The sequence below is a fragment of the Streptomyces sp. TOM-9 genome, assembly GCF_056858595.1.
On sequence record NZ_JBXEQB010000001.1, the window covers coordinates 1,326,825 to 1,341,281 of the forward strand.

At 71.2% G+C, this 14,457-nt stretch carries 15 protein-coding genes and 1 pseudogene; 9 read left to right on the top strand and 7 right to left on the bottom strand.

Annotated features, from left to right (window positions below):
• Positions 1-7: 7 nt before the first annotated feature.
• Positions 8-2,746 (top strand): annotated as a pseudogene (locus tag AC1VWI_RS06290) (multifunctional oxoglutarate decarboxylase/oxoglutarate dehydrogenase thiamine pyrophosphate-binding subunit/dihydrolipoyllysine-residue succinyltransferase subunit); the annotation flags it as partial.
• A 108-nt stretch (positions 2,747-2,854) separates the two neighbouring features.
• Positions 2,855-3,127, top strand: coding sequence for a hypothetical protein (locus AC1VWI_RS06295; RefSeq protein ID WP_499509931.1), 273 nt, complete (start codon positions 2,855-2,857; stop codon positions 3,125-3,127).
• A 27-nt stretch (positions 3,128-3,154) separates the two neighbouring features.
• Here AC1VWI_RS06295 and AC1VWI_RS06300 read toward each other — a convergent pair whose 3' ends face one another.
• The 3 genes from AC1VWI_RS06300 to AC1VWI_RS06310 form a co-directional block, all read right to left on the bottom strand.
• On the bottom strand, positions 3,155-3,592 hold the full coding sequence (locus AC1VWI_RS06300; protein WP_499509932.1) for an ATP-binding protein: 438 nt from the start codon (positions 3,590-3,592) through the stop codon (positions 3,155-3,157).
• A 261-nt stretch (positions 3,593-3,853) separates the two neighbouring features.
• Positions 3,854-4,870 carry a GlxA family transcriptional regulator gene (locus tag AC1VWI_RS06305; RefSeq protein WP_499509933.1) on the bottom strand — a complete coding sequence of 339 codons (1,017 nt, stop codon included), beginning with the start codon at positions 4,868-4,870 and terminating at the stop codon, positions 3,854-3,856.
• Positions 4,871-5,114: 244 nt separating this feature from the next.
• Positions 5,115-5,729 (bottom strand): TetR/AcrR family transcriptional regulator, encoded by a 615-nt coding sequence (locus AC1VWI_RS06310; protein ID WP_499509934.1) that lies wholly within the window; start codon positions 5,727-5,729, stop codon positions 5,115-5,117.
• Positions 5,730-5,930: 201 nt separating this feature from the next.
• Between AC1VWI_RS06310 and AC1VWI_RS06315 the strand changes: the two genes are divergently transcribed.
• Positions 5,931-6,443: a DUF6884 domain-containing protein gene (locus AC1VWI_RS06315; RefSeq protein WP_499509935.1), complete on the top strand. Its 513-nt coding sequence runs from the start codon at positions 5,931-5,933 to the stop codon at positions 6,441-6,443.
• Between the two features lie 276 nt (positions 6,444-6,719).
• Here AC1VWI_RS06315 and AC1VWI_RS06320 read toward each other — a convergent pair whose 3' ends face one another.
• Positions 6,720-6,893 carry a CsbD family protein gene (locus AC1VWI_RS06320; RefSeq protein WP_499509936.1) on the bottom strand — a complete coding sequence of 58 codons (174 nt, stop codon included), beginning with the start codon at positions 6,891-6,893 and terminating at the stop codon, positions 6,720-6,722.
• Positions 6,894-7,073: 180 nt separating this feature from the next.
• On the opposite strand from AC1VWI_RS06320, the gene AC1VWI_RS06325 reads away from it, so the two are divergent.
• Positions 7,074-7,925 (top strand): RNA polymerase sigma factor SigF, encoded by an 852-nt coding sequence (locus tag AC1VWI_RS06325; RefSeq protein ID WP_499509937.1) that lies wholly within the window; start codon positions 7,074-7,076, stop codon positions 7,923-7,925.
• Between the two features lie 56 nt (positions 7,926-7,981).
• Here AC1VWI_RS06325 and AC1VWI_RS06330 read toward each other — a convergent pair whose 3' ends face one another.
• On the bottom strand, positions 7,982-8,365 hold the full coding sequence (locus tag AC1VWI_RS06330) for a VOC family protein (RefSeq protein ID WP_499509938.1): 384 nt from the start codon (positions 8,363-8,365) through the stop codon (positions 7,982-7,984).
• A gap of 124 nt (positions 8,366-8,489) precedes the next feature.
• On the opposite strand from AC1VWI_RS06330, the gene AC1VWI_RS06335 reads away from it, so the two are divergent.
• Complete coding sequence (locus AC1VWI_RS06335) at positions 8,490-8,966, top strand: MarR family winged helix-turn-helix transcriptional regulator (RefSeq protein WP_499509939.1); 477 nt, start codon at positions 8,490-8,492, stop codon at positions 8,964-8,966.
• Positions 8,967-8,983: 17 nt separating this feature from the next.
• On the opposite strand, the gene AC1VWI_RS06340 is transcribed toward AC1VWI_RS06335, so the two are convergent.
• The gene (locus AC1VWI_RS06340) at positions 8,984-9,679 is read right to left on the bottom strand and encodes a TetR/AcrR family transcriptional regulator (RefSeq protein WP_499509940.1); all 696 of its coding nucleotides are present in this window, start codon (positions 9,677-9,679) and stop codon (positions 8,984-8,986) included.
• Positions 9,680-9,982: 303 nt separating this feature from the next.
• Here AC1VWI_RS06340 and AC1VWI_RS06345 point away from each other — a divergent pair, with 303 nt between their 5' ends.
• Both AC1VWI_RS06345 and AC1VWI_RS06350 read left to right on the top strand, forming a co-directional pair.
• The gene (locus AC1VWI_RS06345) at positions 9,983-10,600 is read left to right on the top strand and encodes an ester cyclase (protein ID WP_499509941.1); all 618 of its coding nucleotides are present in this window, start codon (positions 9,983-9,985) and stop codon (positions 10,598-10,600) included.
• A gap of 157 nt (positions 10,601-10,757) precedes the next feature.
• Complete coding sequence (locus AC1VWI_RS06350) at positions 10,758-11,525, top strand: SDR family NAD(P)-dependent oxidoreductase (protein ID WP_499509942.1); 768 nt, start codon at positions 10,758-10,760, stop codon at positions 11,523-11,525.
• Positions 11,526-11,629: 104 nt separating this feature from the next.
• On the opposite strand, the gene AC1VWI_RS06355 is transcribed toward AC1VWI_RS06350, so the two are convergent.
• Positions 11,630-12,556 carry an oxidoreductase gene (locus tag AC1VWI_RS06355; RefSeq protein ID WP_499509943.1) on the bottom strand — a complete coding sequence of 309 codons (927 nt, stop codon included), beginning with the start codon at positions 12,554-12,556 and terminating at the stop codon, positions 11,630-11,632.
• A gap of 173 nt (positions 12,557-12,729) precedes the next feature.
• Here AC1VWI_RS06355 and AC1VWI_RS06360 point away from each other — a divergent pair, with 173 nt between their 5' ends.
• Positions 12,730-13,146 carry a MerR family transcriptional regulator gene (locus tag AC1VWI_RS06360; RefSeq protein WP_499509944.1) on the top strand — a complete coding sequence of 139 codons (417 nt, stop codon included), beginning with the start codon at positions 12,730-12,732 and terminating at the stop codon, positions 13,144-13,146.
• A gap of 128 nt (positions 13,147-13,274) precedes the next feature.
• Complete coding sequence (locus tag AC1VWI_RS06365; RefSeq protein WP_499509945.1) at positions 13,275-14,345, top strand: hypothetical protein; 1,071 nt, start codon at positions 13,275-13,277, stop codon at positions 14,343-14,345.
• The last annotated feature ends 112 nt before the right edge of the window (positions 14,346-14,457 follow it).

A 14,457-nucleotide genomic window follows, 5' to 3' on the forward strand; every position in this document is an offset into this window, starting at 1 on the left:
GGCGTCGACATCCAGCGCCGAAGAACCGGCACTCCAAGGACCGGAATTCGGCCTCAACGAATGGCTCGTGGACGAACTGTACGACCGCTACCTGCGCGATCCCGGATCGGTCGACGAGCAGTGGAGGGACTTCTTCGTCTCCCCCGCCGCCACCGCCGGCCGGCAGGAGCGTGCCGACACGCCGTCCCCGCATGTGGACGCGCGAGAAGCGGCTGCCAAGGCCGTGCGCGTCGCCGCGCTCATCCACGCGTACCGCGTACGCGGACACCTGGCGGCCGACACCAACCCGCTCGCGGCCGGTCGGGTGACCACGCATCCGGAGCTCGACATCGCGGCCTTTGGCCTGCGCGACGAGGACCTGGAGGCGGAGTTCGTCGTCGACGGCTTCGCCGGGCGCGACACCATGACGTTGCGTGGTGTGCTGGACGTCCTGCGCGGGTCCTACTGCGGGACGGTGGGCGCCGAGTACATGCACATCCAGGCCTTCGAGGAGCGCCGCTGGGTGCAGGAGCGGATCGAGGCGCCTTCGCCCCGGCCGGACCGTGCCGACCAGTTGCAGGTCCTGTACCGGCTCGGTGCTGCGGAGGCCTTCGAGACCTTCCTGCAGACCAAGTACGTCGGCCAGAAGCGGTACTCGCTCGAAGGCGGCGAGTCGGCGATCGTGCTGCTCGACGCCCTGCTGCTCCGCAGCATCAGGCACGGCATGCGGGAGGCGGTCATCGGGATGGCCCACCGGGGCCGGCTCAACGTCCTGGCCAACATCATCGGCAAGTCGTACCGGAACATCTTCCACGAGTTCGAGGACGCGGTGGACATCCTGTCGGTCCAGGGGACCGGCGACGTGAAGTACCACCTCGGCGCGGAGGGGACCTACCACGCCCTGGACGGCGGCGCGATCGCCGTCTCCGTCGTGGCGAACCCCTCCCACCTGGAGATCGTCGGGCCGGTGGCCGAGGGGGTCGTGCGCGCCAAGCAGGACCTGGCCGACGGCGACGGCGCGGCGTTCCCCGTCCTGCCGGTCGTCGTCCACGGCGATGCCGCGTTCGCCGGGCAGGGCGTGGTCTCCGAGACGCTGAACATGTCGCAGCTGCCCGGCTACCGCACCGGCGGGACGGTGCACGTCGTCATCAACAACCAGCTCGGTTTCACGACCTCGCCCGCCAGCGGCCGCTCCAGCACCTACGCCACCGCCGTCGCGCGGACGGTCGAGGCCCCGATCTTCCACGTCAACGCGGACGACCCCGAGGCCGTCGTGCGGATCGCACGCCTGGCCTTCGACTACCGCCAGGCGTTCCACAAGGACGTCGTCATCGACCTGATCTGCTACCGGCGCCACGGGCACAGCGAGGTCGACGACCCGTCCATCACCCAGCCGGCCATGTACGACCGCATCGACGCCACGCCTTCGGTGCGCAAGCTGTACGCCCAGGCCCTGGTCGACCGGGGGGCCATCGACGAGCGGCAGGCCGAAGGCGCCCTGCGGGACTACCGGGAGCGCCTGGAGCGGGCCTTCGCCGAGACGCGCGCCCTGACGGCGGCCGGTTCCCCGAAGCCCGCCACCCCCGCGGACCACCGGGACGGCACCGCGGTGCCGGTGCCGACCGCGATCACGGAGGCGGCCGCCCGGCACGTGATCGCCTCCCAGACCGGGCAGCCCGCCGACTTCACCGTGCACCCGCGCGTCCTGCCGCAGCTCCGCCGGCGCGCCACGATGCTGGACGCCGGCACGATCGACTGGGCCACCGCCGAGACCCTGGCCATCGGCTCCCTGCTCATGGAGGGGGTGCCGGTGCGGCTGTCCGGACAGGACTCCCGCCGCGGCACGTTCGGCCAGCGTCACGCGGTGCTCACCGACCGGCGCACCGGCGCGGAACACACCCCGCTGAACGGCCTCGGCGCGGGCAGCGCGGGCTTCTCCCCCTACGACTCGATGCTGTCGGAGATGGCGGCCCTGGCCTTCGAATACGGCTACTCGCTGGAGCGGCCCGACGCGCTGGTGCTGTGGGAAGCCCAGTTCGGCGACTTCGCCAACGGCGCGCAGAGCGTCGTCGACGAGTACATCGCGTCGTCGGAACAGAAGTGGGGCGAACGCTCCGGGGTGACGCTGCTGCTGCCCCACGGACTGGAGGGACAGGGTCCCGACCACTCCTCCGGCAGGATCGAGCGGTTCCTGCAGCTGTGCGCGCAGGGGAACATGACCGTCGCCGTCCCGACGCTGCCCGCGAACTACTTCCACCTGCTCAGGCAGCAGGCGCTCGGCGAGCGCAGGAGGCCCCTGGTGGTGTTCACCCCCAAGTCGATGCTGCGGCTGAAGGAGGCCACCTCCGGGCTGGCGGACTTCACCACGGGCTCCTTCCGTCCGGTCGTACCGGACCGGGACGTCGACGCCGCACAGGCCCGGCGCGTGCTGCTGTGCTCGGGGAAGGTCTCCTACGACCTGGACGCGTACCGGCGGAACGCCGGCCTGCGGGACACCGCGATCATCCGGCTGGAGCGTCCCTACCCCTTCCCGGACGAGGAACTCGGCGCGGAGCTCGCCCGCTTGCCCCGTGACGCCGAGGTGCGGTGGGTGCAGGAGGAGCCGGAGAACCAAGGTGCCTGGTCCTTCGTCAGGCCGCACGTGGAACGGCTGGCGGGCCGCCCCCTCGGATGCGTCAGCCGGCCGTCCGCCTCGGCCCCCGCGGTGGGCTCCGCCCGGCGGCATGCCGCCGAGCAGAAGCAGCTCGTGGAGTCGGCCTTCCGCTGACCGCTCCCGCGACGGCGCACGACACCCCTGGGACCGTCCTCCCGGGGGTGTCCGTCGTAGGGGGTCCGCTGCGACGGCGTGTCGGCCGGCGGACGTACGATCCGGCGCATGATCCGGATCTCCTGGGCCCTGATGGCCCAGCACGTGGACGAGTGGTCGGGAACCGACCTGGACGAGGGCGCCGCGGTCCTCGAGGACAGGGTGCGCGCGGCGGTCGCCACGATCGGCCTGAAGCCCGAGGCCGTACGGCAGTGGTGGGCGGACTTCCTCACGCCCGTGGTCGATTCGCTCCGTACGGAGGGCGCTGCCGCTCTCGCCCGGGGCGAGTCGTGGAGCAAGGCGGCCGGACCGTTCCTCGCCTGCGTCTCACAGGTCGGCTGACCGAGCGGAGCCGCGGCGCGGAGGCCTCTACGCGGCGAGCAGTTCCGCCCAGTGGGTGAATCCGGCGTAGTCGGAACGGACGCCGTGCCGGGCCGACAGCGCCCTGACGATGCCGAGGCCCCGGCCGTGCTCGTCCGGGTCGGTGGCGCACGCCGCCGCGCGGAGCCCCGCCGACGGACCCGAGTCGGTGACCTCGATGCGCACGGCGCTGCGCCCGTCGACCTCGGTCCACGACAGGCGCAGGCCCGCGGGGCCGTCGGTGTGCACGACGGCGTTGGTGGCCAGCTCCGATATCACCAGCAGCACGTCGTCGGCGACCGGCGGGGCCATCTCCCACTCGGCGAGGATCTTCCGCACTCTCCGCCGCATGACGGACAGGGCGCTGGGGAAGTGCGGCAGCGTGCAGGCGTGTTCACCGTCGTTCAGGGGCGTCGGCTCCGAATGCGCCGCCTCGGTGTCCTCCACCGCGCTCCGTGCCCGCGGCACCTCTGCTTCGAGGCAGCCCGGCGCACGTCGCCTTCGCCGACCGGGTTCGGGAGTCGGACCGATGGAAGTCATGGTGATCGCCTTCTGCTCGCTCCGGGCCGCCGACGTCCGCCTGCGACTCCTGCCCGAGAAGGAGGCTCCACAACGGCCGAGGGCCGCTGTTCCCCAAGCGTTCAACTCCCGGAAGCCTGTTGCCCGTGGCCTCGCTCACGGCCGGCCATGACGCACATCGCCGGTGTGCTATGCGCCCGCCGCCGGGCTCAGGTCCCCGGCGCCCAGGCCGGTCGTCCGGAAACTGGCGCGGAACGCCGCCGGCGTCACGCCCAGGTGTCGTACGAACGCCCGGCGCAGAGACTCGGGCGAGCCGAATCCCGTGCGCCGCGCCACGACGGCCATGGGGTCGTCACCGGTCTCCAGCATCGCCTGGGCGGCCTCCAGCCTGACCTGCTCCACGTACCGCCCCGGACTGGTGCCCACCTCGTCGTAGAACAGCCGCGTGATGTGCCGGACGCTGACGCCGGCCCTGCGGGCCATGGCCGTCAGGGAGTGGTTGCCGCCGGGGTTCTCCGCGACCGAGTCCAGGACCTCGCGGAGCATCTCCTGGCGCGGGTGCGGCAGCCGGGAGCGCGCGCTGAACTGGGACTGGCCGCCCGGTCGCTGCATGAAGACGACCATGTCCTTGGCGACCGCCCTGGCGACCTCCGCCCCGTAGTGCTCCTCGACGAGGGCCAAGGACAGGTCGATGCCGGCGCTGACGCCGGCCGAGGTCATCATCTTCCCGTCGCGGACGAAGATGGCGTCCGGCTCGACCTTCACGGACGGGTAGCGCAGGCCCAGTTCCCGGGTCTGCCTCCAGTGCGTCGCCGCCCGCCGGCCGTCCAGGAGCCCCGACGCGGCCAGCAGGAAGGCTCCCGTGCACACCGATGCCGTGCAGCGGGCCTTCCCGCTCAGTCCCCGTACGGCGTCCAGCAGGGCGTCGTCCTTGATCACGGTTTCCCATTCCGGACCGCCGGGGACCACCAGGACGTCGCACGTCTCGTGCACGTCGGCGACGGACAGGTCGGCACTGAGACGCGTCCCGGCGGCGGTGACCACCTCCGCCCCGTCCTCGGACACGACCTGCACCCGGTACGGTCCGCCCCATTCGTTCGCCGAGGCGAAGACTTCGATGGGGCCCGTCACGTCGAGCAGCCGCACCCCCGGGAAGACGAACACCAACACGGTGAGCGGACCCGCTCCAGGCTGCTTGTGAAACATGGGACACCTCCCGGTCATGCGCCGCGCGGACCGCGGTCGCCGCGGTTCCCACCTGAGTCCCCTGAGTCCCCTGAGTCCCCTGAGTCAGGTACGCCCCAAGGACCCCAGGACGACGACGGCGGAACCGCCGTTCCCCGGCTTTCCACCCGCCATCGTGCGCCCGCGACCCGCACCGATGCCACGACCTGCTTGCTCCCTCCTGGGAGGCACAACCTCCCAGACCGCACGGCGGCACCACGCTGTCTCATGCGGCGGGCGCCTGAGGGCTGCGGGCACCCAGCAGCGCAAGGCAGTTGACCCACAGCGGGCCGAGCTGCGCCGTGTCGTTGTAGAGCTTGGCGAACAGGACCCGGCCCTCGAGCTGTGCCACCACGGAGCGGGCGGCCGCCCGCGTGTCCGGGACGATCACCTCGCCCCGCCGCAGGGCCTCGACGACGACCGACTCCACCATGCCGACCTGTGCGTCGAAGATCTCCCGGAGGCGTTCGCGGACGACTTCCGTCAATTCGCCCGACTCCACCGCGAAGTTGGCGAACATGCAGCCCGCGACGATGCCGCAGTCCCGCTGTCCCGCACCTTGCTGGACGCTGGCGGCCTCGAAGAGCATCCGCAATCGCGACAGGGGTTCCGCATCAGGATCGAGGAGGCAGAGCCAGGCGCGTCGTTGCGCGTTCCAGTGCTCGTCGATGACGCTGAGCGCGAGTGCCTCCTTCGAGGCGAAGAAGTAGTGGAAACTGCCCCTGGGCACTCCGGCCGCCCTGCAGATCTCCGCCAGCCCCAGCGCCGAGTAACCGCGTTGGTCGAACAGCGAGTGAGCGGCGCTCAGAATCTTCTCCCTGGCACCACTGGTGCTTCCCATACGGAGCACTATACGACCGGTCACCTATGAAAGAGCCGCCCCGCTCCGCGGTACGTCCGGATGTGAGGGCCCGATGGCATGTCCCTCCGCTACGGCCCTCTCCTCCGGCGGTGTTGCACCTCATGGCACGGGACGAGGACGGACCACGCGAGAGTCGGCGTCCGTCGCGTCCGAGCGCAGACGGACCCGGAAGGAACCTGCATGACTCCGACGCAGTACACCGACGGCTTCCGACCGGAGCTGGTCGTCATCCCTTGCGGCTCCCGCAAGTTGGACCACCGGGCAAGGGCGGCCGACATGTACATCGGCAGCTACCACCGCGCGTGCCGGAAGGCCGCCGAGGCGCTCCAACCGGACCGGCTCGTGATCCTCTCCGCCCGGTACGGCCTGCTGGACCTCGACGACGAGATCGACCCCTACGACACCCCGCACGGGCACGCCGACGCGGTGACCGACGCCGTTCTCCGCGCCCAGGCGGAAGACCTCCGGATCGCCGCGGTCGACCCCGTCGTCATCCTCGGCGGCGCCCGTCACGTCGCGCTCGCCAAGGCCGTGTGGCCGCACGGCCTCACCCCGCTGAGCGGCACCAGGGGCATGGGTGAGCAATTCGCACGCCTCGCGGCGATGGCACGCGCAGAAGCCACGCGATCCCCCGCCACGGCGAAGACACGCGATGCCCGACGCACCGTGGCACTGCGCCGCCTCAACAGCTGATCGGGCGACCACGCCGGCCCGGCGGGCCCGGGGTCCCGGCGCTCCGGCCCCCGTGGGCCGTCAACCGTCAGCCGGAGACCGTGCGCCGGCCCACGCTCATGTACGTGAAGCCCAGCCCTGCCGTGCCGGCCGGCGCCCTGGATCCCGTCCGGCTCTCTGGCTGGTGCGGGGCACCATAGCCCCTCGCGGACGCCTGCCTGACGGGCCGTGAGACCGGGCATGAGCGTGGGGCGACCCGCTCGGGCCGCCCCACGGACATGAGCTCGGTGCCGGTCGTCAGTGCCGGCCGATGTCCTTGATCTTCTCCTTGGCCTGGCGCGCGTCGCCCTTGGCCTGCTCCATGCGGCCCTCGGCGGTCAGCCGCTCGTTGCCCACGGCCTCTCCAGCGGCCTCCTTGGCCTTGCCGACGGCCTGCTCGGTCTTCGCCTTGGCCTTCTCATTGGCGGCCATGCTGCTCACCTTCCCAGGTATCGAGGTCATGTTCCGTTGCTTCGCCTGACCGCTGGGCGGCGTCGCAAACACCACTCACGCCGTACGCGGGAAGCCGTGGACTGCCGGGCTTGAGCGGGGGTAGGCGGGTGACGCACGGAGGGTGCAGGCTGGAACATACCGATGAGGAGGGTTGCCGAGATGCAGATCGCAGTGGCCGGTGGCAGTGTCGCGGCGACGCAGGAGCACGGCGCTGTGGACGCGCTTCCCGAGGTGCCGGGCGATATGACGCCGCCCGAGATCCGGCAGGTCTCCAAGGTGATGTTCGCCCGGCTGCAGGCCTTGGAGGAGGGCACAGCCGAGTACCAGTACGTGCGCAACACGCTCATCGAGATGAACACCTCGCTGGTGCACTTCGCGGCCCGCCGGTTCTCCCAGCGCGCCGATCAGATGGAGGACATCGTGCAGGTGGGCACGATCGGCCTCATCAAGGCGGTCGACCGGTTCGATCCCGCCTACGGCGTGGAGTTCGTGACCTTCGCGGTGCCGACCATCGTGGGCGAGATGAAGCGGTTCTTCCGCGACACCAGCTGGTCGGTCCACGTGCCCCGGCGCCTGCAGGAACTCCGCATCGACCTGGCCAAGGCCACCGACGCCCTGGAAGCCGAACTGGACCGGGCCCCGACGACGGCCGAACTGGCGACCCGCCTGCAGATCACCGAGGAGCAGGTGCTGGAGGCCCTGACCGCCGCCAACGCCTACTCGGCCGCCTCCCTCGACGCGCCGGCGACCGAGGACGACGACGGCAGCACTGCCTGGGCGGAGCGCCTGGGCTACGACGACGCCGCCTACGGCAAGGTCGACGACATCGAGGCGGTCAAGCCCCTCATCCGGCAGCTGTCCGAACGGGATCGGCTGATCCTCTCCCTCCGCTTCGGGCACGACATGACCCAGGCCGAGATCGGCGCCCACCTGGGCGTCTCGCAGATGCAGGTCTCCCGGCTCCTGTCGCGGATCCTCACGCGCCTGCGCGCCCAGGTTGTGACTCGTTGAGTCGACGGCACCCGGCTTTCCCCGGCCGCGCCGGACCCCGTGGTGTCAGAGCGGTGTCAGAGAGGCTGGAGCCGGCGGCGCAGGAGGCAGAACTCGTTGCCTTCCGGGTCGGCCAGGACGTGCCAGTTCTCGGTGCCGGTCTGGCCGACGTCGGCGGCCGTTGCGCCCAGCGCGAGCAAGCGCTCCAGCTCGGCGTCCTGGTCGCGGTCGACCGGGTTGACGTCGATGTGCAGCGGGAGCCTCCCGGTCCGCGGGTCACTGCTCGGGCTGAGGATGAGGGTGGGCTGCGGGCCGCCGAAGCCGATGCCGGGCGGCCCGATCTCGATACTTCCGTCGTCCTCCCGGCCGAGTTCGACGTAGCCGAGGACCTCGCTCCAGAACACGGCCAGCCTCTCGGCGTCGGCGGCGTGGATGACCAGCTCACTGATGCGGCATGACATGCCCGGGAGTGTAGGCAGCCACGGCACACCCGCGCGATCGTCTTGCCCGGCGGCCGCCGTGGATGCGAGGCGCGTCACGGTGAAAAAGCGTTCGCTTACTTTTCGGAGCAAGTAATCTTGAGGCATGTCTGACGTCATGCCGCAGCAGGAAGCGGCCCCGGAGGGAATCACGCCCCTCAGCCCGGATGAAGAGGCGGTCATCCGGTCGCTGCACCGCGTCATCTACGCCCTGCCCCGCGCCATGGACGCCGATCTGGTCCGCGAGCAGCGGCTTCCGCTGACCGAATACATGGCCCTGATGCACCTGTCCGAGGCACCGGAGCGGCAGATGCGGATGAGCGATCTCGCCGTCGCCTGCGAGCGGTCGCTCAGCGGGATGACGCGGGCCGTGTACCGACTGCAGAGCGACGGGCTCGTCCAGCGCGTCAAGGACACCCAGGACGCCCGCGGCTGGAACGCGGTCCTCACCGACGCGGGCCTCGCCCGGCTGCGGGAGGCGTGGCCGACCAATCTGGCCTCCGTACGGCGCCGCTTCCTCGACCACCTCGACGGCCTGGACCTCAAGGCGCTCGCCGCGGCCCTGGCGAGGATCGCCTCCTGACGCGACCGCCCCGGCTGTCAGGCCCGCCCGGGCCGGCCGGTGACGGGCCCATGGCCCGAGGGCGCAAGCAGGCCGTGCAGGACAAGCGCGGAGAGCGCGTCGGCCATGGTGTTCCTGTCGCGCTCCGCCGTCGGGACGTCGTCGGGGTTGAGCCGGTCGGCGATCGGGTCCTGTGCCAGGGCCAGCGCCGGGCCCGTGACGGCGAAGTACAGGATGTGCGGGGGGACGCGCGGCATGCGGCCCGCCGCCATGAGGCCGTCGACCGTCGGCTCGATGCTGTCCCAGAACGGCTTGATGAACCGCTGGTGGAGATAGTCCAGGCGACCGGAGTCCCGGGTCGACTCGTCGGTGAGCAACCGGTTCATGGCGGAGTCGTTCGCGGCGAGGCGGTACAGGTGGACGACGACGGCCCGTAGGCGTTCGCCGTCGTCGTGGCACTCGGCCAGGAGCCGGTCGAGCGCGGGCTGGGCGTCCCGCAGCGCGAAGTCCACCACCGCGCGCCAGAAGTCGCCCTTCGACCCATACCGTTCGTGGACGAAGTTGTGACTCACGCCGAGCCGCCGGGCCAACTCCCGCATGGTGGTGGCGGCGTAGCCGAGCTCGGCGAAGGTGTCCAGGCCCCGCCGGAGGATCTCGCTCTCACGCAGCCGGACGGGTGCGTACTTCCCGCGCGCCGTCGCTGCCGGCGCCTGATCCGGTGTTCCGTCGGTCACTCTGGCATCGCTCCGTTCGGCGTCGGCCGGCCTGGCGCCGATCGCACTCCCTCTCGGCCACCGGGCCGGTCATGCCCCCGGTACGGGCGCATCGCGCCTGGTGGGCGGCGTGCGCGTCCGGAATCCCGGGCGGGATGGCGAGGCGATCGCCGGTGATCCAAGTCTTCCATGCCGGTCACCGGCCGGGTGACCTCGGAAGGGCCCCACCGAAAACTGCTTGACGCTTGTCAAGCTCGGGAGGATGCTTGACGTGTCAATCACTTCGGTGCTCTCGGGCACCGATGATCAGCTGAGGAGTGCCCCGTGATCTTCAACAAGACCCGTGAGGCCGCATCCACCCCGGCCACTCCCACGTCCAGCGGACGCAAGAAGGTGGTGGGCGCCATGACCGGCCTCGCCGTCGCCGCCGCCCTCACCGCCGTGGCCGTCCCGGCCGCGGCCCAGAGCCCGGCACCGAACGCCGCCTCGTCCGGCCACGCGGCCCACCACCACTACCTCTCGCCGCTGCAGGTCACCTCGGCGTACTACGCCAGCTACAACGGCGACCTGGCCGCCGGATTCGACCGCTACATCTCCAAGGACCTGGTGCTCCACGGCTTCAACGGCCCCGAGAACCGGGACGACTGGATCAAGGGCGACCTCGACATCAAGGCCGGGCTCACCGGCTTCAAGATGACCGTCCTGGACCAGATCGTGGAGGGCGACAAGGTCGTCACCCGCTGGAGCTTCGCGGGCCGTCACACCGGCACGGTCTTCGGCATCCCCGCCTCCGGCCGCGACGTCCAGCTCAGCGGCATCTCCATCGACCGCGTCATCCACGGCCAGTCCGTCGAGCACTGGTCGGAGGGCAACTTCGGGGTGTTCCTGGACGAGCTCCGCGGGGAGACGCCTCCCGGCACCGTTCACCCCACCACCAAGTAGCCCTCGCACGACCGGCTTCACCAGGCCGCGGCACGCACCCCGGGCGCACCGCCCCCAGCGGGCGCCCGGGGGGCCACGGCATCACACACACGCACCCGCACACACGCACCCGCACCCGCACCCGCACCCGCACACCGCACTGACCAGGAGCACTCCCATGACACCTCTTCTTGACGGCAAGATCGTGCTGATCACCGGCACCGGCGGAGGCATGGGCCGCGTCGCGGCCCAGTTGTTCGCCAAAGAAGGCGCCAAGGTCGTCGGAGCCGACATCAACCCCGACGCCAACGAGGAGACGACCGAACTCGTCCGCCGCGCGGGCGGCGAGATGACCAGCATCGCTCCGGTCGACCTCACCGACCCCGAGCAAGTGCGGCGCCTCGTCGAAGGTGCCGCGGCCGCCTACGGCGGGCTCGACGTCGTCTACAACAACGCCGCCTCGTTGCGCTTCGGCCCGCTGCCCGACTTCTCCGTCGAGGACTGGCACGCCACCATCACCGGCGAACTCGACATCCCCTTCTTCGTCTCGGAATTCGCCTGGCCCCACCTGGTACGCCGCGGGGGCGGCGTCATCATCAACGTCGCCTCCATGGCCGGCATGATCGCCGGGGAGAACCCCCCGATGGTCGGGCACACCGCTGCCAACGCCGGCGTCATCGGCATGACCCGGCAACTCGCGCTCGAAGGCGCCCCGCACGGGATCCGCGCGGTGGCCATCAGCCCCGGCCCCGTCCTGACCCCCGCCAGCGACCGCGACCTCGGCGACAACCAGGCCGCCCGCGACGCGATCACCGGCAAGACCCTCCTCAAGCGCTTCGCCCGGCCCGAGGAGATCGTCGACCTGGCCGCCTTCCTCGCCTCCGACCGAGCCTCCTACATCACCGGGGCGAACTACGCCGTCGACGGCGGCGCCAGCGCCTGGTGACGCGGCACGTCCGGCCCCACCCCTGAAGCTCCGGGGTGGGGCGGAGCACGCGCCTGCCCGGCTCGCGGCCCCAGCGGGCGTACCGCGGGATGGCCCGTACGGACTCAGGCGGTGTGCCAGCGGACGCCGGTCAGCTGCTGCGAGCGCTCCCACAGCCGGCGGCCGAGTCCCGGGTCCTGCGCCGCCGCCGACAGTTGCACGGGGACGGGATGCCCGGATCGTCCGCCCTTGCCGTCAGGGCCGATGTAGGAACCGGCGGCGAGATCGGGCTCGGTCGCCGCGTAGAGCTGGGGCAGGGCCCCCATCTCCGGACTCTGCGCGAAGAGCCTGCCGGACACGCGCATGACGATCCCCACGGGCCCGGTGCCCTTGCTCTGCATCGGCGTGTTGCTGTAGCCGGGGTGCGCGAGGACGCTGGTGATCGGCGACGGTGACGACCGCTCGCGCCGGGCGAGCTCCACGCCGAAGACCGCGTTGGCCAGCTTCGAGGCCGAGTAGGCGGCGAGGGGCGTGTACTTCCGCGACCACGCGACGTCGTCCAGGTCGAGTTCCCCCTTCTCGTGCATGTAGGACGTCACGGTGACCACCCGCGGTGCCGGCGACCGGCGCAGCGCCGGTTCCAGCAGCGCCGTGAGGGCGAAGTGGCCGAGGTGGTTCGCGGCGAGGTGGCGCTCGGCGCCCTGCGCGGTCACGGAGTGCCCGACCATGGAGATGCCCGCGTTGTTGACCAGTACGTCGACGGACTCCCCCTCGCCGATCTCCTCCGCCGCCCGGCGGATCGAGTCCACGTCCAGCAGATCGACCCGGCGCACCGCGACCTCGGCCCCGGGATACGCCCTGCGCAGCGAGGACGCCACCGCTTCCCCCCGTGCGGTGTCACGGACGGCGAGCAGTACCCGGCCGCCGTGCGCGGCGAGTTCGCGCGCCGTCACCAGACCGAGACCGCTGGTCGCGCCCGTCACGACGAAGGTGCGGCCTTCCTGTGGAGCCATTCGGTCAGCGGTCCATCCCTTGCTGGAGCCTGTCGGCATCGTTGATCTCGCATTCTTCTTGACACGGTCCCGGTCACCCCGCGCCGGCAGCTCCGGGGCCGTGCAAGAAGCTAAACCTTTCCATTAGTGTGAAGGTCAAGCGGCGACCGGATCGCCCACGGCGCGACGGCGAGGCGCACCGTCCGTACGGATGCCCAGCCAAGGAGGGCGATGTGAAGATCGGGGACCTGGCCGAGAAGACGGGTGTCGCGCCGCGGCTGCTCCGCTACTACGAGGAGGTCGGCATCCTCCACCCCTTCCGGAGCGCCAACGGGTACCGCAGCTACGGCGAGCCCGCCGTCGACCGCGTCCTGCAGATCCGCGAACTCCTCGAAGCCGGCCTGACGACGGAGATGATCCGCGAGGTCCTGCCCTGCCTCGATGCCGCGAAGGAGGGGACGGACGTCCGGTCCTGCCCGGCGGCCAAGGACCTGGACGGACTGCGACGTCAGCTCAGCAGCATCGAGCGACGCATCGAGGTGCTGCAGCGCAACCGGCACGCGATCAAGGCGTACCTGCGCGCCTGGGAGGACGCCGGTGCCGCGACGCCCGCGGCCTCCGAAGAGGTTCCTGGCGCGGTCGCGGGGTGACCGGCGGCGACATGCCGCGAACCGCCGCCGACGATGTCTCCAGGGCCTCCGTGTCGTGGGCACACCTAGGGTGCCGGACATGATCACCGGCAGGGCGCCGGGCTGTTCGGAGCCTCGTGGGGGTTGGGATGTTCTGGCGGAACAAGAAGCCTGACGAGCGGGCGCAGTGGGAGCTTGATCCGCTGGTGGGTGTGGGTCCGCTGCGGTTCGGGATGAGTCCCGACCAGGTCAAGGCAGCGCTGGACGGGGCGGACGTCCACGTGTCACGAAGCAGGGAATGCACCTTGTCCTGGCAGCGGTACGGGGACCTGGGGGTGACCGCGATCTACGGGCCGGGGACGCGGCTGGCCGCCGTCGCGATCCAGGCGCACGACGGTCCGCGGGTGCGGCTGCGGGACATGGAACTGATCGCCCGAGCCCCGTCCGAGGTGCGCGCGGGCATCCACGATCTCGCCCATGACGAGGGAGTGGAGGTCCGGGTGAACTGGAGCGGTGATCCCGAGGTCGCCGCGTGGGGCGTCTCCATGGGCACCGCACTGGAGTGGGGGGAGGATCCGCAGGGGTACGCGGTGCGGAGGGACGCGGTGATCACCGACGCCCTGCTCGTCGGCCCGGAGCTGGCCGAGGACCCGTACGGGGCCGATCCGGTCATCCGATGGCGGGACGTCCGCGAACGGGAGACGAACCCGGGGGCATGGCCGGTGAGGGCCGAGCAGGACAGACCGCAGTGGGGCTTCACTCCGCTGGAGAGCGTCGGTCCACTCCGCTTCGGGATGCTCCCGCAGCAGGTCGTGGCCGCCTTGGGCGGCGAGGTACCGGCCGAGCGGCAGGGCCACTTTCCCTGGCCGGTCCACCAGAAGGCCGGGCATTGGTACCTGGGTGAGGACCGGTTTCACGACGCCGGGGTGACCGCCCACTACTGGCACCAAGAGGGGTTCCCCACCTTGGCGGCCGTGACCGTGCACGGACGAACCGGCCCACAGGTCACCTTCGACGGACTGGAGTTGATCGGCAAGACGCTGTCCGCAGTCGACACGGACCTGACCCGGTACATCGAGAAGCAACGGGTCGACCTGCTCATCGGCTGCAGCGGCGACCTGGGACCGGACGGGGCCCATATGTACGTGCGGGCCGCCAGAGCCGGGGACACCGTGGTCAGCGAGGCCCGGTTCTTCGTGGAGGACTGGGACGACCACTGATGCCCCACGAGCCGCCCGCGGCCGTGGGGCGCCATGACGCGACGGCCTGCGCGGCGGCGAAGGAGCTGGACGGAGATCCGCACCGCTTGCCGGCGAGACACGTCGTCGCGGC